General features: G+C 50.4%; 18 protein-coding genes. 9 read left to right on the forward strand and 9 right to left on the reverse strand.

Annotation, left to right across the window (positions count from 1 at the left end; all coding sequences use genetic code 11):
- Positions 1 to 13 precede the first annotated feature (13 nt).
- The 3 genes from QGT73_RS00040 to QGT73_RS00050 all read right to left on the reverse strand — a co-directional run bounded on the left by QGT73_RS00040 (position 14) and on the right by QGT73_RS00050 (position 4,347).
- On the reverse strand, positions 14 to 1,135 hold the full coding sequence (locus QGT73_RS00040; protein WP_280120922.1) for a cellulase family glycosylhydrolase: 1,122 nt from the start codon (positions 1,133 to 1,135) through the stop codon (positions 14 to 16).
- A 1,245-nt stretch (positions 1,136 to 2,380) separates the two neighbouring features.
- Positions 2,381 to 3,262, reverse strand: coding sequence for a hypothetical protein (locus QGT73_RS00045; protein WP_280120923.1), 882 nt, complete (start codon positions 3,260 to 3,262; stop codon positions 2,381 to 2,383).
- Positions 3,263 to 3,264: 2 nt separating this feature from the next.
- Positions 3,265 to 4,347 carry an HK97 family phage prohead protease gene (locus QGT73_RS00050; protein ID WP_280120924.1) on the reverse strand — a complete coding sequence of 361 codons (1,083 nt, stop codon included), beginning with the start codon at positions 4,345 to 4,347 and terminating at the stop codon, positions 3,265 to 3,267.
- 201 nt (positions 4,348 to 4,548) lie between these two features.
- On the opposite strand from QGT73_RS00050, the gene QGT73_RS00055 reads away from it, so the two are divergent.
- The 3 genes from QGT73_RS00055 to QGT73_RS00065 all read left to right on the forward strand — a co-directional run bounded on the left by QGT73_RS00055 (position 4,549) and on the right by QGT73_RS00065 (position 6,744).
- Positions 4,549 to 4,866, forward strand: coding sequence for a hypothetical protein (locus tag QGT73_RS00055; RefSeq protein ID WP_280120925.1), 318 nt, complete (start codon positions 4,549 to 4,551; stop codon positions 4,864 to 4,866).
- Between the two features lie 117 nt (positions 4,867 to 4,983).
- Positions 4,984 to 5,439, forward strand: a complete 456-nt coding sequence (locus tag QGT73_RS00060) for a hypothetical protein (RefSeq protein ID WP_280120926.1) — start codon at positions 4,984 to 4,986, stop codon at positions 5,437 to 5,439.
- A 462-nt stretch (positions 5,440 to 5,901) separates the two neighbouring features.
- On the forward strand, positions 5,902 to 6,744 hold the full coding sequence (locus QGT73_RS00065; protein WP_280120927.1) for a helix-turn-helix domain-containing protein: 843 nt from the start codon (positions 5,902 to 5,904) through the stop codon (positions 6,742 to 6,744).
- Positions 6,745 to 6,876: 132 nt separating this feature from the next.
- On the opposite strand, the gene QGT73_RS00070 is transcribed toward QGT73_RS00065, so the two are convergent.
- The 6 genes from QGT73_RS00070 to QGT73_RS00095 all read right to left on the reverse strand — a co-directional run bounded on the left by QGT73_RS00070 (position 6,877) and on the right by QGT73_RS00095 (position 15,167).
- Positions 6,877 to 8,307 carry an alpha-amylase family glycosyl hydrolase gene (locus QGT73_RS00070; protein ID WP_280120928.1) on the reverse strand — a complete coding sequence of 477 codons (1,431 nt, stop codon included), beginning with the start codon at positions 8,305 to 8,307 and terminating at the stop codon, positions 6,877 to 6,879.
- Positions 8,308 to 8,360: 53 nt separating this feature from the next.
- Positions 8,361 to 9,218 (reverse strand): phosphatidate cytidylyltransferase, encoded by an 858-nt coding sequence (locus tag QGT73_RS00075; RefSeq protein ID WP_280120929.1) that lies wholly within the window; start codon positions 9,216 to 9,218, stop codon positions 8,361 to 8,363.
- A 123-nt stretch (positions 9,219 to 9,341) separates the two neighbouring features.
- The gene (locus QGT73_RS00080; RefSeq protein WP_280120930.1) at positions 9,342 to 10,241 is read right to left on the reverse strand and encodes a diaminopimelate dehydrogenase; all 900 of its coding nucleotides are present in this window, start codon (positions 10,239 to 10,241) and stop codon (positions 9,342 to 9,344) included.
- 147 nt (positions 10,242 to 10,388) lie between these two features.
- Positions 10,389 to 11,585: an acetate/propionate family kinase gene (locus QGT73_RS00085; protein WP_280120931.1), complete on the reverse strand. Its 1,197-nt coding sequence runs from the start codon at positions 11,583 to 11,585 to the stop codon at positions 10,389 to 10,391.
- A gap of 53 nt (positions 11,586 to 11,638) precedes the next feature.
- Positions 11,639 to 12,655 carry a phosphate acetyltransferase gene (gene pta / locus QGT73_RS00090; RefSeq protein WP_280120932.1) on the reverse strand — a complete coding sequence of 339 codons (1,017 nt, stop codon included), beginning with the start codon at positions 12,653 to 12,655 and terminating at the stop codon, positions 11,639 to 11,641.
- 145 nt (positions 12,656 to 12,800) lie between these two features.
- The gene (locus QGT73_RS00095) at positions 12,801 to 15,167 is read right to left on the reverse strand and encodes a TIM-barrel domain-containing protein (protein ID WP_280120933.1); all 2,367 of its coding nucleotides are present in this window, start codon (positions 15,165 to 15,167) and stop codon (positions 12,801 to 12,803) included.
- A 22-nt stretch (positions 15,168 to 15,189) separates the two neighbouring features.
- On the opposite strand from QGT73_RS00095, the gene QGT73_RS00100 reads away from it, so the two are divergent.
- From QGT73_RS00100 to queA, 6 genes are all read left to right on the forward strand, one after another.
- Entirely contained in the window at positions 15,190 to 15,375 is a 186-nt protein-coding gene (locus QGT73_RS00100) for a hypothetical protein (protein WP_280120934.1), read from the forward strand.
- A gap of 1 nt (position 15,376) precedes the next feature.
- Positions 15,377 to 16,255, forward strand: a complete 879-nt coding sequence (locus QGT73_RS00105) for a cell division protein FtsX (protein ID WP_280120935.1) — start codon at positions 15,377 to 15,379, stop codon at positions 16,253 to 16,255.
- 72 nt (positions 16,256 to 16,327) lie between these two features.
- Entirely contained in the window at positions 16,328 to 16,606 is a 279-nt protein-coding gene (locus tag QGT73_RS00110) for a DUF3098 domain-containing protein (RefSeq protein ID WP_123616124.1), read from the forward strand.
- 3 nt (positions 16,607 to 16,609) lie between these two features.
- The gene (locus QGT73_RS00115; RefSeq protein WP_280120936.1) at positions 16,610 to 17,428 is read left to right on the forward strand and encodes an undecaprenyl-diphosphate phosphatase; all 819 of its coding nucleotides are present in this window, start codon (positions 16,610 to 16,612) and stop codon (positions 17,426 to 17,428) included.
- Positions 17,429 to 17,443: 15 nt separating this feature from the next.
- Positions 17,444 to 18,172, forward strand: a complete 729-nt coding sequence (gene truB, locus QGT73_RS00120) for a tRNA pseudouridine(55) synthase TruB (RefSeq protein ID WP_280120937.1) — start codon at positions 17,444 to 17,446, stop codon at positions 18,170 to 18,172.
- 49 nt (positions 18,173 to 18,221) lie between these two features.
- Entirely contained in the window at positions 18,222 to 19,271 is a 1,050-nt protein-coding gene (gene queA / locus QGT73_RS00125) for a tRNA preQ1(34) S-adenosylmethionine ribosyltransferase-isomerase QueA (protein WP_280120938.1), read from the forward strand.
- Positions 19,272 to 19,280: the final 9 nt, after the last annotated feature.

The raw sequence follows: 19,280 nt of genomic DNA on the forward strand, positions 1-19,280 counted from the left end.
AATTTTTAAGTAGTTAGTGGTTGAGGATTTTCTTTACTGTAGAGCCTTGCCGCAGTATGTATATGCCGGGGTTGGTCATATCGCTGACACGGCGACCCGTTATGTCAAATATCTGATAAGGTTGTGTGTAATCTATCTCCCGAGTGTCGTTGGGCCTTATGTCCCGGATGCCGGACGAGCCATATATCGAGCACTCTACGGATGTTTCGCGGATGCCGTTTCGGCCGAGCACGGTATTGGTCCCGTTAGGTTTGTATATCGAGTCGTCATAGCTTCCAAACATATCGCAGTCCTCCACACCGCCGCTGTTGCCGGTCCATGACCATACGAGATAGCCCACTTGAGTCTGTGCGGTGTAGTCGAGTATGCTTTGCCATTCGACATAGCGGCCTCCGTGTCTGTAGGCAAACTCCCCGATTATTACCGGGTAACCTGTGGCCAGCGCGTTGTCGATATTTTTCTTGACAGTCGAAGTGTTTTTTCCTGCAACGTCATACATATGTATCGCGAAGACAACATTCTGCAACGGGTCGGCTGAGGCTACTTCCGACGCTCGTTCAAATATGCTTTGAGGCCATTGGCCCCAGCCTGCTGCATCAATTATCAGAGTGTTGCGTACACCTCCGTCACGGATGATTTTTATGGCCTGTTTGTAACCGTCGGCCCATGCTGCCGAGTTGCCTGACGTGCCAAACCATTCGTTGGCTATGTTGACGATTGTTGTTGCCGTGTGGGCGTTAAGCAGGTCTTTCATATCCACCCAGAAGCGTGCGGCTTCCTCGAGGTCGGAATATTCGTTGCTTCCTGTCGCGTCATGAGTGTTGAATACTGCTATCAGATGGTTTTCCTCACAGAGAGTGATGAGTTTTTTCAGTTCTCTGACCGAAGGACGTGAAAAGCGTCGGCCGGTGCCGAGTTGGATACGGAGCGTGTTACATCCGATACGCTTGGCTGCCGGGATTACGGAGTTTTCTTTGCCTTTTTGCCAGCACCATGAATAGTTGGCCCCGCGCATTACAAAATTATTGCCGTTGGCATCAAGCAGTCGGGTCCCTGATACTTTAAAAGAGCCTTCATATTGTGCCGAGGCCAGCAATGGTAAGAGAAGTATTAGAATCTGTAGGATTGCTTTCATGTGATTGATTGTTATTTCGGTTATATATAGCAATAGGATATGATGAGAGAAAACGTCTCAAGTTGTGACATCGCAAAGTTATGACTAAATAATCGGGATGTATGTTCTGATTTTAACCATTGTTGTTACAACTGTTTTTGATGCAAAAAATAGATAAAATCAGAACATTGAGAGATGCTCCTTTATGAAGTGTGTGGTATAATATGTTGAAACATAGTAGGTTAATAGGGAGGGGTGAAAGTTAAGGTTTAATGTGTGTTCCGTGTAGTGGCCTGAAAATGTAATAATGTCGTTATATCAAGGACTTGCGGAAGGATGAAATGTGTTAAATGGTTATACATGAATTATGGCGAATTATTTTTTTGTATATATTTGCACAAAAAATGAAAATTCAGGACCTTGTAATATGAGAAAAATTAATTCGGAAATCATTACTGAAATAGTATAATCCACAAAACGAAACGTATAAAATTAGACAAGTTTACACGCTATAATTGTCTAATGATTTTAGCAGCGTAACATACTGTATTTTAATATAATACAATTAGTCTACCGTGTTAAGCGTTCCAAACTGAACGAAAACGACCACCGAAGAAAGAATATTTGAAAATCAGATAGTTACAAATTTAGAAAGTGTTAAATAAAACGAAACGTTCTGTTAATTTATGTTTAATAACTCGTTTGTGAGGTAGTATTCCATTGGGAAAATTCGACTTTTTGACCAATTGTAATAAGTCAGCGGAGCGACAAAAAAGCCGCTCCGCCTTCTGCTACGAATCGGTAGTCATTAGCTACGGAATCGTAAATTTGCCTCACAGCTTGAAGTTATCGCGCCTTTTCGGAGGTTTTGTGCAAAGGTACAAATAAATATTTACCTGTCAAAAAGACGGCAAAACCAACGGTAATTACATACAACTCATAAAGGTTTTGCCGTCCGTTCCGCAAATACAGCATCATTAAGAAAAGCTCTCCGGGCGGATCTTAGGTCTCAATCGCCAGTTTACCATTCCCGGGTGCTTGTATATCATATAAACGCACTGCGTTTTAAATAATTGTACAATGTCCGCTCCGCTATGCCGAATTGTGGATATATGTAACGCCGCCAAATATCGCGGTTACTGACACCGATTTTGGCGTGTCGGTCATATATCTCATTGACAGCCTTGATCCTTGCGGCATAAGAATTGGCTTTTGGCATTGTTTTCGACATAACGCCTATTTGTCAATTGTTTGCATTCCTTTGGATTATGCGCTTTTCTCGGCACTTACAATCGCTCCTATGCCCTTGCCACGGATAGGCAGAACGATAGAACGTTTGTCAAAGCCTACTATTGTGGCGCGTTCCTTGGGGTCATCATAGGTGGCGTACATATATGTTTCGCCATCGGCTTTGAACACTTCATCGGCGTAGAACGCTACACTGGCAAAACGTGTAGTAGCATCTGCGTCGTATGCGACCTTGACTAATGCGCTTTTGTCATCGGTCGTGTATGTCGGCATTGTCGAGCAGGAGAAACACCCGAATCCTGCGAATTTCATCGGCTCACCGTTTGTAGTGTTAGTCAAGTCCTTAAAGATTTTCAAATCTTCAAGCAGCAGGTCGGAAACGTGCTTAGGGTGCAATACCAGATAACGGCGATCCATTGGAATATCTGCATAATCGAAACGCTCTTTAAGCGCGAGTATGTCGGCGAAAGTCAGACGGTGACGATTGCCGACAAGTTCCCCGGTGGTAACGACAAGTGGTGTGTCGAATGTGTCGGACTGCGGCGCGATAGCGTGTGTCGCTTTCATTGTTACCGCCTTGCGTAATGTGCTGCGGTGCTGACGGATAACGCTTTCGAGTTTGTCGTAACTGTATTCTATCGCGTCCGGGCGGCGCACAATGGTGTTTTCTGTCTCGAATTTGTCAAGTGTTATCTCGTTGTCCTCGTCCTCACGCCCTACAACAGTTATAGGGTATGTGGTATTGTTAATCAATACCTTGGGGTCGATGCCTGCGGACGCTATGTGGATTTTGTCATTTTCCACGAAGCCGTCATAGTTCAGCAGCTTCTGCAAAAAGCTGTCATCGGGATAAAATCCCTCTTTAATCTGGTTTAACCAAACTTCTTTGTTGAGTGCCATTTTTATTTGCGTTTTTGTTCGTTTTCAATAAGTTGTGCATATAAATCGGGGTGTGCCGCGAGATATTCCGGCTCGTTCCGGCGGTAATAGTCCAAATCCTTGACACCCGCGCCGTGTCCGCGCTCATGCTCGACCAGCCGCTTGTAAAGCGTCGGATTGTCTCGCAGTTCCTCCGGGGCGAATTTGCGGTACATTTCAAGTGTCCATCGGCTTTTGTCTTCCGGAAGGCTGATTGCCTGAGACAGTCTAACCGGGTTAATCATACTATCAAGTACACCGCGCAGAACCTCCGCGCCGAGCCGCTCGCCGATATGTCGGAACGTTCCGCGCTCCATCGGCATTACTTTGTTTTGGTTTTGGTCTAACAGTCGTTCAATTTCAGCCTTTTGCGCCTCTTTACGGCCTTTGCAATATCCCCGGAAAGCCTTGATATTGCCCTTTGCCATAGCCATGAAACTTTTCCGATCGTTTGCCGAAATCAATCCGTTGTTAATTGCCTCCTCAACCTCCTTTTCAACGCTTGTAGGCTCGTTCAGCAGCGTTTTAATGTGCTCTATAATATCTTTGTCGGTCACTGTCTCCGAAAGACCTAAAACGTCAATTATGCGCGTTCTGAGGGCGGTGTTGTCATCGTCAGCCCCTGCGGTGTCGTTCTTTTTAAGTTCTGACAGCGTTTTAACGGGTTTCCAACCCTTTTTGAACAGTTTCACGGCGTTCTCGTTTGCCGGAACGTCAACGATTGAAATTTCAATCAAATCACATTCTACGATTGCCTGCACTCCGTTGATTGTCTCGCACTTGCAGTTCTCAATACCTATCGAGGCACTGCGTAAAAAGCCGCTTTCGACTTGGTGCCTTACCTTTGCTCCCAGTTCCGTGCCGTCATCAAAGACGGCCTCCGCGGTCAGTTTGTCACCCTCTTTTGTGATGTTCTCCCAGCGACCTATTACGCCCTTGTTACGGTCGTGCATATATAGCATTATCGGGTTGCGCTGAAACCGGGCAATATTGATGCCGGAAGTAAGAACAACGCTGTCATAACTGTTAAGCGTCTCATCCGATACGGTGAATTTGTTGTTTGCCATATTTTGCGGTTATTAATGTTTTGTGGCTCAAAATTATGTACCATTATTGAAACACCCTAAAAAGTGTGCAATGGTTGCACACTTCTATGCAATGATTGCACACTTTTTGTGTGAAAGCCTTGCACACTTATTATTTTTGCCCTCGAAATTTTGGTATGTCGGAAGAATTGATTACTTTCGCATATCCTAAATTATTCATGTATGAATCAGACAAACAACTCTCAAAAGCATTTGCGGCCAATGGTGCGGGTAGCGGAAACGCCCCGGCGCGTTCACATGAATAAGCGTAGGACACCTAAAGGTCGCTTTTTTAATAACTTCCTAAATTATTCATGTATGAACAACGCTTCTACAACAGAGGCGCAGTTGCTTGCTTTTTACAAGCGGTATTCTGAGCGTCTGTTAGACCAATTAGCAAGTGCCCACGAAACAATCGGCGGTCTGCGCTACTACCTTGAGATTAACAACATTGAGTTACCCAAACACCTTGCACCGAAAAAAAAGAAGAGGCAAAAATAGAAGTGACAACTTCTAAATCTCTCCTTAAAAACTTTTGGCTCAACTAAAGAACAACATTTTCTCACTTATCTCGAAGCCGCCCGGTGCAACGTCTCACCTCCGGGCGGTTTTATTCCTATGACAGCCAAAGAATGTATCATAGAACAGCACGGCATGTTTACGCCGGAAGAGATCGCCGAAAACATCGGCGTTACTGTTTATTATGTCAACAAAGTAATAAAAGCCCATACAGCCAATTTACGGCCGTCTCTGACGCTTCAAAACTATGTTGCGGCACATCATCAGGGAATAACGCGTAAATGTGATTTAGCGCGATATTTCGGCGTTACACGGGATGCAATCTATAAATTTGAGCATAAGCCGGAAATTAAATCTATTCTTGAAAAATATAAAAACATTGTCGGTATTGACCCTATTAAACGCCTTGAACATGAAATGTCCGAAATTCTGTCAGTTTTAATCGAGTGCGAACCAAAAAGTAAAACGGCCTCGACTATCAAACAACTACTAAAGGCCATACACGACAAAAAAAACACTATTAACAATTACGGGGAATCATCTGCGAATTGTTAAAATGTCACTCCACTTGACAACCTACTATACATTTAACACAAAACGAAACGTTCAAACTAAGACATATTATTGAGTTTCAATTATATACAAACAATAACAAGACAAAATTACACTATACATTCGCCCGAAATGTTAAAATTTTGGATGTTACATATCATACAACGTTAGAATGGCGTTATAATACTTTTCGGACAATCTCCACCTCTACACGACATCGCCAGCACGATTAAAATTATTGCGTGCTGTTTTACGGCCATATGTAAAGTAGATGCAACCATATCAGCTCGTTAGATTAACTCGCGTATAAACTTTTCACGCCCAAATGTAAACCAAAATTAAACCTATGTAAACTTTTTGGCGTAAACCTTTATCGCCTTTTCGACCAATCAAAACACCCAAATTCAGCCATTTACCGTGTTACACTCAAAGTAACGCTTCGTTTTGTGCCCCATAATAGCTCCTGTGCAAGAAAAGTATGGTTACTATATTGTAGAGCGTAAGAAACATTCTTTTGATTATCCGGTACATCGTCACGACGCATATGAAATCAATTTTTTGTATGGATGTAAGGGTGCGCGGCGCATAGTAGGCGACTCGATTGTCGAGCTTGATGATTTTGATCTGGTGTTTGTAGGCCATGGCATCGAGCACGGGTGGGAACAGCACAATTGTCAGTCGGGCGATATGCGAGAGATTACCATCCAGTTTTCGCCTCATTTTTTCGTAGAGGATTATCTTATTGATAATAAGCTCAATTCAATGGTGCGTCTGCTCAAACTCAGTGCCAATGGCATAGCTTTCGGCACCGAGACCGTGCTGAGGGCTTTTCATGCGTTGGATGAATTGCCGAAGATAAAGGATAGTTTTGAGAAAATGTATGCGATTCACCGTCTTGTCAGGATGCTGTCGGAGAGCATGGATTATACGATATTGTCGAGCTCGACGTTTTCAAGCATGTATGCTACAAGCGATTCACGCCGCATAACCAAGGTGCAGAACTATATACGTGAGCATGTGATGGAAAAAATCAGGCTTGTGGATCTGGCAGCTCTGGCCGGGATGACAGAGTCGTCGTTTTCGCGCTTTTTCAAGTTGCACACAGGTTACTCGGTGAGCGATTACATCACTAATATGCGGCTTGGCGTCGCTACGCGTAAGCTGGTGGATACTAAGATGTCGGTCTCGGAGATATGTTATGAGTGTGGTTTTAACAACGTCAGTCATTTTTGTCGGTGTTTCAGACAAAAGAAGTGTTGCTCACCTACCGAATTTAGAAATATGTATCAAAACAAGATTAAGCCGTAATGAAAATATATCGGATGAGTCTGATAAGGATATAAACAATACAGTTCTTGTCCAATGCTTTTAATATTGCATAAACAGGAACTGTATTGCTTGGAGAGGATGACGTTATCCTCTTAAATTTTTATGGCCCTCTTATTTTGTCAGAATTGCAGAGGTGTAGGGGGCGAGATGACCGATGACGTGGCCTGAGGCAACGGTGAAATTGCTGTTGTGCACAGAGTCGGTGTAGTCACCGTCAGGGAGTGATGTCGTGATGTCAATGTCCTGGGGCGTAGCGGTGAGATTGATGAGTACAAGGCCTGCGTTTCCACGACCTATGGCTATGACAGCTCCGTTATTGGCCTGAGTGATTGTTTCGGGTTGCCCGTGCATGGCGCGGCGAAATTTGTTGACAGCCACGACTTCTGGATGCTTGAACTCGTCGTTGCCGCGTGCGCCTACGCGATTGTTGCCCCAGTAGTTATCACGTGTGCTTCCGGCCGGGCGGCTGAAGAAGAGAGGGGTGCCGTTCTGACGGGCGGCGAGAAATACCCAACCCATGCGTATCTGGTCGTCGGTAAGTCCGGCCGATTCGTGTTCGTTGGCATATGTGTCGTGCGATTCCACCCATGTCACGAGATGCTTGCCGTCGACCGGGTGATGCCAAGTGAGGAGCGAGTCGGCATTGAAGTCGCCTTTGTCAAGCACGGTGCGGAGGGCATGGCCATAGGCCGAGGCAGTGAGGTCCATGTATTCTCCATATTCGGCTTCTTTCACATTACGGTCCTGGAGCACTTCGCCATAGATGAAGAGCGAGTCGCGGGGCACGCCGAGGCTTATGCCTTTGACGGCTTCGCGGCCGGTGGCAATGTCCCAGAAGTTGTTTCGCTCGGCAAGACTGTCAAGGGGGTCGGAGGGAAGGCCAATGTGCTTGGCTGTGTCGTAGCGAAATCCGCGTACTCCGAGGCTGAGCAGGTCGTTGACATAGGCCATATAGTAGGCCTGGAAGTCGGGATTTTCGGTATTTACGTCGGGTAGGCCGCCCATCTTTCCGGTGGTGCACTGATAACGGTCGTTGTAGTCGGTGATGTCGTTGAATCCGTTGGCGTGAAACAGCTTTTCGTGACCGCCTACGGCATTGTCAAGGTCGGGGAGCACGACTGTGTGGTCAACGGCTGTGTGGTTGGGGAGAACGTCGACGATGACTTTTACATTATATTTGGCCGCGCTGTCCATCATGGCCTTGAACTGGTCGCGCGAGCCGAGCAGATAATTTCCGATTTTCCAGTCGGTGGGCTGATAGTAGTAATACCACTTGCCGCGCACCGAGTCGCCGGGCTGGGAGTAGAGGGCGAGGCCTCCGTCTTCACCGACAAAGCAGGTGTTGGCGGGCGATGTCTGCACGTAGGCATATCCGGCTTCGGCGATGTCGCGCATATTGGCGGCGATGGTGTCAAATGACCATGACCAGGCGTGGAGGATTACGTCGTCGTTGGTATCGGCTGACGCTGTTTTGGCGGTGTTGCCTCCGCATGACGCGAGCATGGTGCCTGCGGCAAAGGCAAGAAGTAGTGATTTGTTCATGAAATTGTTTGATTTATGTAAGTATGATTATGATATGCTGGCGGATGATACCGCTAAAGGAAGAGTGTAAGCGTGATGAGGTAGAAAAGTGAGGCGGGGACTACGAGCAACAGTGAGTCGATGCGGTCGAGTATACCGCCGTGACCGGGGAGAAGATTGCCTGAGTCCTTGACGCCGAGTGTACGCTTTATGAGCGATTCGACAAGGTCGCCCCAGGTGGCGAATATGGCTACTGTGACTCCCATGAAGCACAGCCCTGATGTCGAGATGCTTTCAAAATATGTCGGGAAGAAGTATTTCATGACGAAAGCCGATGCGACAACAAATATAATACCTCCGAAAAATCCCTCCCATGTCTTGGCCGGAGATATGCGCGGAAACAGTTTGTGGCGTCCGATGAGCGAGCCTGTGACAAATGCGCCCGTGTCGCTCAGCCATATCATTATGAACATCGCCAGCAGGAGAGCTTTGCCGTCAGGAAGCGTGTAGTACATTGACAGGATGCCGAGCGGCAGGGCTATGTAGAGCTGGCCCATATAGGAGTATGCGAGATTGGCAAGCGGAGAGTTTTCGTGATTGTAGAGCTGCATTACGAGCCTGATGGTGAGATACAGGAGGTAGAGCAGGAAGAATGTGCCGCCGAGTACAGCCGTGGTGTGGGGCGACAGAAGGCCGAGATTGACGCTGCCAAGTCCTACCACAAGGATGAGTGCGCCGGTCATGTCGGTGACGAGTGTGGTGATGTTCTCTCCGCCCGAACCGGTGTTGCACAGTGTCGAAAACTCATTCACTGCAAGAACAGCGAAGAGCGAGAATAGTGCTACAAACCACCATCCGCCCGACAGGACGGCTGCGACGATAAGGGCTACGTATATTATACCTGTTATGGAACGTTTTATGAGATTTTTCATTTGTGTATTTTATGCCAATAAACAATATTTCGCAAAAATAATGAAAAATTTTTATAGAATGCTAAAACGGACCGCCTAAATTTAGGCGGTCCGTTTAAAATGAGTGTTTTTGGATGCGTTTTTTTACACGAGATGTCCGATGAGGTTCTCGCGATCGCCGGGCAGGAGGTCGATGACAGGGATTTCCACCATCGTGTAGGCTCCGGGGGTGAGACGCATCGATGCGCGGGCCACGCCTACGAGCAACTGGGCTGTGAGGGCGGGATTGTTGATGCTCATGCTAAATTCAAAACGCTGGTTTTGGGTCTGGCCCGAAACACCTTTGCGCACCATGTGTACACCGTGACCCATGTCCTTGACGGCATCGACGCTCTCGACGGCCATCACGTGGGTTTCGTCAGAGGCGAAGTAGGGGTCTTCCTTTACGGCTTTGGCCACATCTTCGAGCGACGCACCGGGGAGAAGCTCTACATACACCATGCGGCGATGCATGCCGTCGCCCTTGGGCATGGTCATGGAGAGGGCGTTTTTCACGCCGGGTTTTGATTTGACACACACGGTGTGGCCCATGCTCATGCCGGGGCCGAAGTTGGTGTGGGTAAGGCCTTTGGGAGCGGCTGCTTCCATGAGAGTACGCACGATAGAGTCGCTGCCCGGATCCCATCCAGCCGAGATGACGGCTACTTTGCCGGCCTTGACTGCGGCCTCGTTGAGCGATCGGCGCAGTGATACTATCTGTGTGTGGATGTCAAAGCTGTCGACTGTGTTGATGCCCATGGCAAGATACTCGAGAGCATATTTCTCTACTTCGCGGGTGGGGGTGCAGAGGATGGCTACATCGACCTGTCCCAGTTCGCGGATGTCGGTTACTACGGGATAGGGAGTGAGTTCGAGGGGTTTCTCACCAACGTTGCGGCGTACTACGCCGGCAATCTCCATGTCGGGGGCTTCTTCAAGGGCCTGGATTGTAAACCGGCCGATGTTGCCGTAGCCTACTACGGCTGCGCGGATTTTCTTATTCATACCTATTGAACTTATAAAATGTGCAAGTAAAATGTCATTATAAAGCCATGAGGCTATAAGGTCATGGAATGATTGTGCATCCTCTTAACCTTATAGCCTCATAATCTGATAGACTTCAATTTTCTTGAGCTTGCGGAAAAATTGAAATTATTTCTTTACGATTGCTTCGGTGTCACGTGCTATCATCAGTTCCTCGTCGGTGGGGATAACCACAACCTTGACCTTGGATGCGGGGGTGGAGATTACTTTCTCCTCGCCGCGTACTTCGTTGGCCACAGGGTCGATTTCCACACCCATGAATGCGAGGGGTGCGCAGACGTCACGGCGGAGCGGGCACTGGTTTTCGCCGACACCGCCGGTGAAGACGATGATGTCCACGCCGCCCATCTCGGCAGCATAGGCTCCGATGTATTTGAGTATGCGCTGCTGATACATGTCGAGACCGAGTGTGGCGCGCTCGTCACCGTTGTTGACGGCTGCCTCAATCTCGCGCATGTCGCTCGAGATGCCGCTGATGCCGAGCATTCCGCTCTCCTTGTTGATGATTTTCTGGAGGTCGGCGGCCGAGAGGTTGTGCTTGAGCATGATGTAAACGAGGGCTCCCGGGTCGACGTCACCTACGCGTGTGCCCATCATGAGGCCTTCGGTGGGGGTGAGACCCATCGAGGTGTCGATGCTCTTGCCGTCAACCACGGCTGTGATTGATCCGCCGTTGCCGATGTGGCAGGTGATGATTTTCTGACCCTTGGGGTCTACACCGAGAAATTCACACACGCGCTGCGATACGTAGCGGTGGCTTGTGCCGTGGAAACCGTAACGACGCACGCCGTCTTCCTTATAATATTTGTAGGGGAGGGCATACATGAACGATTTGGCGGGCATTGTCTGGTGGAATGCTGTGTCAAAGACTGCCACCTGGGGTGTGCCGGGCATGAGGGCTGTGATGGCGTCGATGCCGGTCATGTTGGCGGGATTGTGGAGCGGGGCGATGTCATAGCACTGCTTGATCATGTCCTTGACCTCGTCGGTGATGAGCATGCTCTCGCTGAACTTCTCGGCTCCGTGCACCACGCGGTGGCCTACGGCGTCGATTTCGTCGTAGCTGCTGATGCAGCCTTCCACGGGGTCGGTGAGGAGGTTGAGGATAGCCTTTACTGAGCCGTTGTGGTCGGTCTGGCCAAGCTCGATGACTGCCTTGGAGCCGTCGGCTTTCTTGTATTTGAGAAATCCGTCGGGAAGACCGATTTTCTCAACACCACCCTCGGCGAGCACAGCGTCGGTGGCTGTGTCGATAAGTTTATATTTTACTGAACTGCTGCCGCAGTTAAGCACGAGAATTTTCATTATATATGTGTGTTAAAACTTTTATATACTCTGAGTCTTTGATAAATGATTCATCAATTGTCGCCCTTGAGGCCGATGGCCTGGTTGCAGGTGATGATGATGGTCTTGTAGATGTCGTCGGGCGAGCATCCGCGGGAGAGGTCGTTGACAGGAGCGGCGAGACCCTGGAGCACGGGACCTACGGCCTCGACGCCGCCGAGACGCTGCACGAGTTTGTATGCGATGTTGCCCACCTCAAGGTTGGGGAATACGAGCACGTTGGCACGACCGGCAATGTCGCTGTTGGGAGCCTTGCTGCTGCCTACGCTGGGCACGAGGGCGGCGTCGGCCTGGAGCTCTCCGTCGAGCGGGAGGGTGGGTGCCATTTCCTTGGCTATCTTTGTGGCTTCGATTACCTTGTCGACCTTCTCGTGCTTCGCGCTACCCTTGGTCGAGAAGCTGAGTATAGCCACGCGGGGCTCCATACCGGCGATGTCGCGTGCGGTCTGGGCTGCCGATACAGCTATCTGGGCGAGTTCGGCTGCGGTGGGGTCGGGGATTACGGCGCAGTCGGCAAAAATGAGCAGACCGTTGGTGCCATAGGCTGAACCTTCGGGGAGCACCATGACAAAAGCACCGGACACGACGTTGATGCCGGGTTTGGTCTTGATTACCTGGAAGGCGGCGCGGAGCACATTGCCTGTGGTGTTGAGCGCGCCGGCCACCTGGCCGTCGGCGTCACCATTCTTGATCATGAGGCAGCCGAGATAGAGGGGATTGGAGGCTGTCTTACGGGCTTCTTCCATAGTGATGCCTTTGCTCTTGCGGAGCTCGAAGAAGAGGGGAGCATATTTGTCAAGCACTTTCTCATCGTTGGGGTCAATGAGGGTGGCCTTTTCGATGTTGGTGAGTTTGAGCTCATTGGCCTTTGCATTGATCTCTGCGGGGTCGCCGATGAGTATTACCTCGGCAATGCCCTCGGCAATGATGCGTGCGGCAGCTGTGAGTGTGCGCGGTTCGGTTCCTTCGGGGAGTACGATGCGCTGGCGCGAAGATTTGGCTTTCGCGGTAAGTTTTTCAAAAAGTCCCATACTGATTTGGTGGTATTATAATTTGGTTGTTGTTTGTTGTGTCGATAGATTAGAATCAATTACGGGGCAAAGTTACAAAAGTTTTCCCCCAATGACAAAAAAACTTTTGCCATCGGGGGATTTTTACTTGTTTTTGAATGCCATTTCAGAGCCTGATGTCAATATCAAGATTGTCACGCATGTTGATGTCAAAGCGCAGGGTGTGTCCGTCCGGGTCATATCTCCATCCTTTGACGTTTTTGCCGCCGGATGTCACCGATGCCGGTCGTGACATTATGCGGTGCACTACAAAAGTGAGCCGTTTGTTGTCGGCCGAACCGTCGATGTGTCCTGTTGTCGCCACCTTAATATTAATATAGGTGTCCGAAGCCTGCCCCGAGAATGTCACGAGGCGATAGTTGCCGCTCTCGAGCGATGAGGGCGAGGTGAGGTCGTCTTCATATAGAGTATAGGTCGACAGGCCTGATGTCGGGTAATAGTTTATGGTGTATCGGTCGGTGCGATAGTCACCGGTGTTGTCCATCTTGTAGTCGGCCGTGGGGATGAAAGAGCCGGCCCGCACGAAGAGCGGCAACACGTTGAGCGGAGCGGGATAGATGATGGTATCGCCACCGTGGTGGATGTTGTCGGGAGCGGTGATGTCGAGCCATTCGCCGTCGGGGAAGATTACCCTGCGCTCGGTGGCACCTTGTGTCAACACCGGGGCCACAAGAATGTCGCGTCCCCACAGATATTCGTCGTTTATGTCATCATAACGGGGAGAGCCGGGAGTGTAAAAGTTGAGCGGGCGCACAAGCGGCAGTCCCTGCGAAGCATTCTCGTAGGCGAGAGTGTAGTTGTAAGGAAGCCAGCGGTAACGTTCCTTTATCAGCGGGAGTATGATGTCCTGTTGGTCGGGATAGCAATAGGGCTCGGCTGTGCTTTGAGAGTGGGTGCGCAGCACAGGTGAGAATGTGCCGAGCTGCAGCCAGCGTACATATAGCTCGGGGTCGTAGGGTGCGGCCGGGTCGATGGCAAATCCGCCCACGTCGTGGCTCATGTAGCCGAGGCCGCTCAGGCCTGAGTTGAGCATGATGGTGATTTGCGGAGCAAGGCCGCCCCAGGAGCGTGACACGTCGGTCGACCATGGAAACACGCTGTAGGACTGCAGACCCGTAGTGCCTCCGCGCATCATTGTCATGAGGCGTCGGTCGGGGAAGTCTTTTTTGAACAGGTCATATATGATGCCGCTCCAGTCGTTGCCGTAACGGTTGTGATACTGGCGTGTGGTGAGACCGTTGGCATGCATGCCGCTTTCGGGATGTACCTCCGGCTCGCCGAGATCGCCCCACCATCCGCCCACGCCGTCGAGAGTGAGTTGCTTGTAGCGGTCGCTCAGCCATCTGCGGGTGTCGGGATTTGCCACGTCAAACATGCCTCCCTCTCCGACCCATATAGTCACTTCCTGGGGCGAGCCGGTGGTGTCGGCAAGCAGGAGACCTTTGTCGCGAAGCGTATTGTAATTGTCGGCTCCACGGCCGTTGCGCAATATGTAGGGCTGTGAGATGATTACGGTGTTGACTCCGCGTCGTTTCAGTTCGGCCAGCATCTTTTTGTAATCGGGCCACTGCTCCGGGTCCCAGTCGAGGCGGCCCATATCCTGCTCCTTGCCATACCAGTAGAGGTCGAGGACGATGCCGTCAAGAGGATAGCCGGCACGTTTGAGAGTGTCGACCACACCTGTGGTCTCACGTTGTGTGCGGTAGCCGTATTTCGATGTTATATAGCCGAGCGACCATAGCGGTGGCAAATCCTGCCGACCGGTTATGGTGGTGAGTTTGGTCGTGAGGTCGGCCAGTGAGCCGGCGGAGTTGACAAAATAATATGACACCGGGACAGTCGACTCAGTGGTGTAGACGATCGGGTCGGACATCACCATGGAGGCAGCGGCATAGTCGTCAAACACTATGGCATATCCGTTGGAGCTGAGAAATAGCGGCATGGTGATGTTCATCTGGCGTATGCGCGGGTCTCCGGCCGTGTAGCCGTAGTTCTGTCTGTTATACATCACCAAAGTGTCGCCTGCAAGGTTGAAGCTGTAGCCGCGCTCGCCCGCTCCGTAAAACGAACCGCTGCCCAGGGTGGAGAGCGATATTGACTGACGTCCGTCCGACAGCGTGCGCAGTCCGTTGTCGCTTACAGCTCTGTTGCCGCCGGCGTTGATGTCGACAGCTCCCGTGGTCGAGTCGATGCGGACGGTGACGCCTGTCGGAGTGGTGAATATGCGCAGCGGTCCGGCCGACGAACTGACACATTCGATATCGGCAGCTTTGGGGGCGTCGGGAAGTGTTGCCGAAGGTGTTTGTCCGTGAGCGAAGTTTTCCACGCGTATAATGTCGGGAGTGATGGTTGAGACCGTCACACAACGTCCCCGTGACGTGTTGACACTGATGGTCTCGGCTGTTGCCGGTATGGACATGAGTGTGGCCGACAGCAGCACTGACAATTGTACTGGTATGATAAATCTTGACATTTAGGGAAAGAAAGAATGTAAGATGAAAAATAAAAAAATGCTTTTACTAATTGGTTACAAAGTTAATAAATATAATCCTGGTTATGAAATTTTTCGCCTCGAAAAATGGCCGTGCCGCGATGGTGAAAATACGGCAAATGTTAAACTTTGGTTAAAACACTTGACAAAGGGGCTGTATGGTTGTAATTTTGTGGCGATTTTATCATAATATGCCTAAGAAGCGTTTACATCATATCCCCTTGTTCAGCACTCGGGCCACCGCCACCGTGTCGGTCGCATTGGTGCTGGTCATACTCGGCATAGCCGCACTTGTGGGGTTGGCCACACACGGGCTGTCGCGCTCCGTAAGAGATAACATGGGTTTTGTGGTGATATTCAGTGAGAATGTCACCGCCGCCGACATAGCTCAGGTCACCGATAAGCTAAAGGCCGGGGGCGGCGTCAGAGACATCCAGTATTCTTCACCCGATGATATATTGGCGCGTTGGCAGAAGATGGTCGGTGAGGATGAAGACATAATGAAGCTCGCCGATGTCAATCCTTTTACATCCGAACTTGAAGTCAAGGTAACCGATACCTACGCGTCAACCGACAGCATCATGACCCTTGCGGCTCCTGTGATGCTCATGCCGCAGGTGAGTGATGTGAAGATTCACAATGAACTTATCGACAGCGTAAACTCCACTCTTCGTAGCATATCGCTGACACTTGTGGCTGTGGCCGTAGCGTTGATGATAGTCTCGTTTGTGTTGATATTCAACACTGTGAGGCTGTCGGTCTATTCACGCCGTTTCCTCATCAACACAATGCAGCTCGTCGGAGCGACGCCCGGATTTGTAAGGCGTCCCTTCATCCTCGAGAGCCTCGTCAACGGAGCTGTGGCCGGGGTGCTGGCATCAGCGATAGTAGGGGCGATGCTCGGTATGGGCATGCATATAGATGTATCGGTGTCATCGTTGCTCAACTGGCCTCAGGCCATAGCCGTGATGGCCGCAATGATTGTGACCGGCATGCTTATATGTATGGTGGCCGCATTCTTTGCATGCAACAGGTATCTTTCACTCACGTATGACGAACTATATAAATAAATAATGGAGCCGTTGACGACACCGCCAAGCGTGTTGTCAACGGCTCTACCATACAAAAAAAACATATTGATTATGGCTTATAAATCAGACCGTCGTTCCGACAAAAACGATGTGCTCGAGAAGGAAAACGACAACGAGCTGCCTCTCCTCCGTGCCAATTTCAGACTGATGGCTGCTGCCGGAGTGATGATAGTGCTCGGCTTTCTGCTGATGGCCGGTGGTGCCACCGACTGGGGCGAGTTTAATCCAGATATATTTTCTGCCCGCCGCATAGTGGTAGGGCCGACCATTGCCTTTCTTGGCTTTATTTTCATGGGCGTGGCTATAATGTATTCACCTAAAAAGAAATAAGATATGGATTGGTTAGACGCGCTTATACTCGGTGTGGTGCAGGGCTTGGCTGAATATCTGCCTATAAGCAGCAGCGGACACCTGGAAATCTTTCGTGAAATACTCGGACTTGAACTTTCCGGCGAGGATGCCCTGGAGTTTGACGTAGCTCTTCATGTGGCCACTGTATTGAGCACTATCGTAGTGCTCTGGCGCGAGTTTTTGCCCTTGTGCAAATCGTTCTTCACATTTGCCCGCGACGATAATTTTTATTATGTGTGTAAGATATTGCTCTCATGCATCCCTGTGGCCATAGTCGGTCTCTGCTTTAAGGATTTTGTTGAGAGCTTTTTCGGCGGAGGCCTCACTGTGGTAGGTATCTGTCTGCTTGTGACAGCATGTCTGCTTGGTTTTGCCTACTATTTCCGCAACCCGGCCCGCGAGGCTCGCAATCATGAGCGCGGACACGACATCACATGGTTGGATGCGTTCATCATCGGTTGCTCTCAGGCCATCGCCGTGCTCCCCGGCCTTAGCCGCTCGGGCACAACGATTGCCACAGGTCTGCTTCTCGGCGACAAGCGCGACAAGATAGCTCAGTTCTCATTCTTCATGGTAATCATTCCTATACTTGGCGAAGCAATGCTGGGTGTCAAGGACTTGATCGGTGGTGAAGGCATGGGGCAGAGTGTGGGTATCCTCCCGCTGGCCATCGGCTTTATAGCAGCCTTTGTCGTGGGTTGCATCGCCTGCAAATGGATGATTGACATTGTAAAGAAGGGCAAACTCGTGTGGTTCGCGCTCTACTGTCTTGCTGTCGGTATTTTGTGTATAGTCTGGTGATAGAACTCATAACCTATGGATTTCATTAGCGGAGAGACACTTTATATAGACAAGCCATTGGGATGGACCTCGTTTGACGTCGTAAAGCGTCTGCGTGGGGTGTTGCTCCATCGCCTTCATCGTAAGAAGATGAAGGTAGGCCATGCCGGCACGCTTGATCCTTTGGCTACAGGTGTGATGGTAGTGGTCACCGGCCGCTCAACCAAACTCATCGAGAGTCTCCAGGCAGGAGTGAAGGAGTATGTGGCCACCATACAGCTTGGAGCCACTACCCCGTCGTTTGACCTCGAGACCGAGATTGACGCCACATATCCCACCTCCCATATTACACGCGAAGCCATCGAAGCCATCCTTCCCCGCTTCCGCGGACGCATCGAGCAGGTGCCCCCGGCATTCTCGGCCTGCAAGGTCGATGGCCATCGTGCTTACAATATGGCCCGCAAGGGGCATGAGGTGGAACTGAAGCCCAAGGTGCTTGTCATTGACAGCATTGATATCGAGAAGTTTGATGAAGAGAAGATGAGCCTGCGTCTGCGCATCGTATGCAGCAAGGGCACATATATACGCGCGCTTGCCCGCGACATAGGCGAAGCCCTCGGCAGCGGCGGACATCTAACGGCCCTGCGCCGCACTCGTGTGGGCGATGTGGGCATTGAGGACTGCCTCACGGTGGAGCAGGCTGTCGAACTCATACGCACGACCGACATCGTGATTCCCGACGAGGAGTCATGTGACGGCAAGTGAGATAAAAATATAGAAACAATCAAGTGAAAACAATACATACTGAGAGAGGATGAAACTTTCACAATTCAAATTCCGTATGCCTGAGGAACTTATAGCCCAGCAGCCCGGCGGCGAACGTGACGAGGCCCGTCTGATGGTGGTCAACCGCAAGGACGGCTCGATAGAGCATCATGAGTTTAAGGAAATTATCAACTATTTTGTCGATGGCGACCTGTTTGTCTACAACGACTCCATGGTGTTTCCCGCACTCCTTTACGGAAACAAGGAGAAGACTGGCGCGCGCATCGAGGTGTTTTTGCTGCGCGAGCTGAGCGCGGAAAACAAACTTTGGGACGTGCTCGTGGAGCCGGCCCGCAAGATACGTATCGGCAACAAGCTCTATTTCGGCGATGACGAGTCGATGGTGGCCGAGGTGATTGATAACACCACCTCGCGCGGCCGCACTCTGCGCTTTCTCTACGACGGTCCCCACGAGGAGTTCAAGGAAGAGCTTTACAAGCTCGGTGCTACCCCTCTGCCCTTCTATATCAACCGCGAGTCGACATCCGAGGACACTGACCGCTATCAGACCATCTATGCCCACCGTGAAGGTGCTGTAGTGGCTTCGGGTGCCGGTCTGCACTTCTCGCGCGAACTCATGAAACGTCTTGAGATCAAAGGCATCGGCGAGGCTTTCATCACCATCCACAGCGGTCTGGGCAACTATCGCGAGATCGACGTGGAGGACCTCACCAAGCACCGCATGGACTCAGAGGAGATGGAGGCATCGCAGGAGCTTGTCGACAAGGTCAACGCCACCAAGGACGCCGGCCATAAGGTGTGTGCCGTGGGTACACAGGTGCTCCGCGGCATCGCCAGCGCAGTGAGCATGGGCGGACACATGAAGACCTACTCGGGCTGGACCAACAAGTTTATCTTCCCTCCCTACGACTTCACCGTCACCGACGCGCTGGTGTCAAACTTCCACCTCCCTTACTCCACCATGCTCATGATGGTAGCCGCTTTCGGTGGCTATGACCTCGTGATGGAAGCCTACAAGAAGGCTGTCAAGGAGGGTTACAAGTTTGGTGTCTACGGCGATTCGATGCTGATTATCTGATGGCGTTAG

It is taken from the genome of Duncaniella muricolitica (genome assembly GCF_910574735.1).
Classification (GTDB): Bacteria; Bacteroidota; Bacteroidia; order Bacteroidales; family Muribaculaceae; genus Duncaniella; species Duncaniella muricolitica.

What these genes read in the sequence shown, in the direction of transcription:
- QGT73_RS00115 (WP_280120936.1), top strand. Translation starts at nt 16,610, where the DNA reads ATGGATTGGTTAGACGCGCTTATACTCGGTGTGGTGCAGGGCTTGGCT.
- QGT73_RS00085 (WP_280120931.1), bottom strand. Translation starts at nt 11,585, where the DNA reads ATGAAAATTCTCGTGCTTAACTGCGGCAGCAGTTCAGTAAAATATAAA.
- QGT73_RS00075 (WP_280120929.1), bottom strand. Translation starts at nt 9,218, where the DNA reads ATGAAAAATCTCATAAAACGTTCCATAACAGGTATAATATACGTAGCC.
- QGT73_RS00095 (WP_280120933.1), bottom strand. Translation starts at nt 15,167, where the DNA reads ATGTCAAGATTTATCATACCAGTACAATTGTCAGTGCTGCTGTCGGCC.
- QGT73_RS00070 (WP_280120928.1), bottom strand. Translation starts at nt 8,307, where the DNA reads ATGAACAAATCACTACTTCTTGCCTTTGCCGCAGGCACCATGCTCGCG.
- QGT73_RS00080 (WP_280120930.1), bottom strand. Translation starts at nt 10,241, where the DNA reads ATGAATAAGAAAATCCGCGCAGCCGTAGTAGGCTACGGCAACATCGGC.
- pta (WP_280120932.1), bottom strand. Translation starts at nt 12,655, where the DNA reads ATGGGACTTTTTGAAAAACTTACCGCGAAAGCCAAATCTTCGCGCCAG.
- QGT73_RS00040 (WP_280120922.1), bottom strand. Translation starts at nt 1,135, where the DNA reads ATGAAAGCAATCCTACAGATTCTAATACTTCTCTTACCATTGCTGGCC.
- QGT73_RS00045 (WP_280120923.1), bottom strand. Translation starts at nt 3,262, where the DNA reads ATGGCACTCAACAAAGAAGTTTGGTTAAACCAGATTAAAGAGGGATTT.
- QGT73_RS00105 (WP_280120935.1), top strand. Translation starts at nt 15,377, where the DNA reads ATGCCTAAGAAGCGTTTACATCATATCCCCTTGTTCAGCACTCGGGCC.
- queA (WP_280120938.1), top strand. Translation starts at nt 18,222, where the DNA reads ATGAAACTTTCACAATTCAAATTCCGTATGCCTGAGGAACTTATAGCC.
- QGT73_RS00060 (WP_280120926.1), top strand. Translation starts at nt 4,984, where the DNA reads ATGACAGCCAAAGAATGTATCATAGAACAGCACGGCATGTTTACGCCG.
- QGT73_RS00055 (WP_280120925.1), top strand. Translation starts at nt 4,549, where the DNA reads ATGAATCAGACAAACAACTCTCAAAAGCATTTGCGGCCAATGGTGCGG.
- QGT73_RS00100 (WP_280120934.1), top strand. Translation starts at nt 15,190, where the DNA reads ATGAAAAATAAAAAAATGCTTTTACTAATTGGTTACAAAGTTAATAAA.
- QGT73_RS00050 (WP_280120924.1), bottom strand. Translation starts at nt 4,347, where the DNA reads ATGGCAAACAACAAATTCACCGTATCGGATGAGACGCTTAACAGTTAT.
- QGT73_RS00110 (WP_123616124.1), top strand. Translation starts at nt 16,328, where the DNA reads ATGGCTTATAAATCAGACCGTCGTTCCGACAAAAACGATGTGCTCGAG.
- truB (WP_280120937.1), top strand. Translation starts at nt 17,444, where the DNA reads ATGGATTTCATTAGCGGAGAGACACTTTATATAGACAAGCCATTGGGA.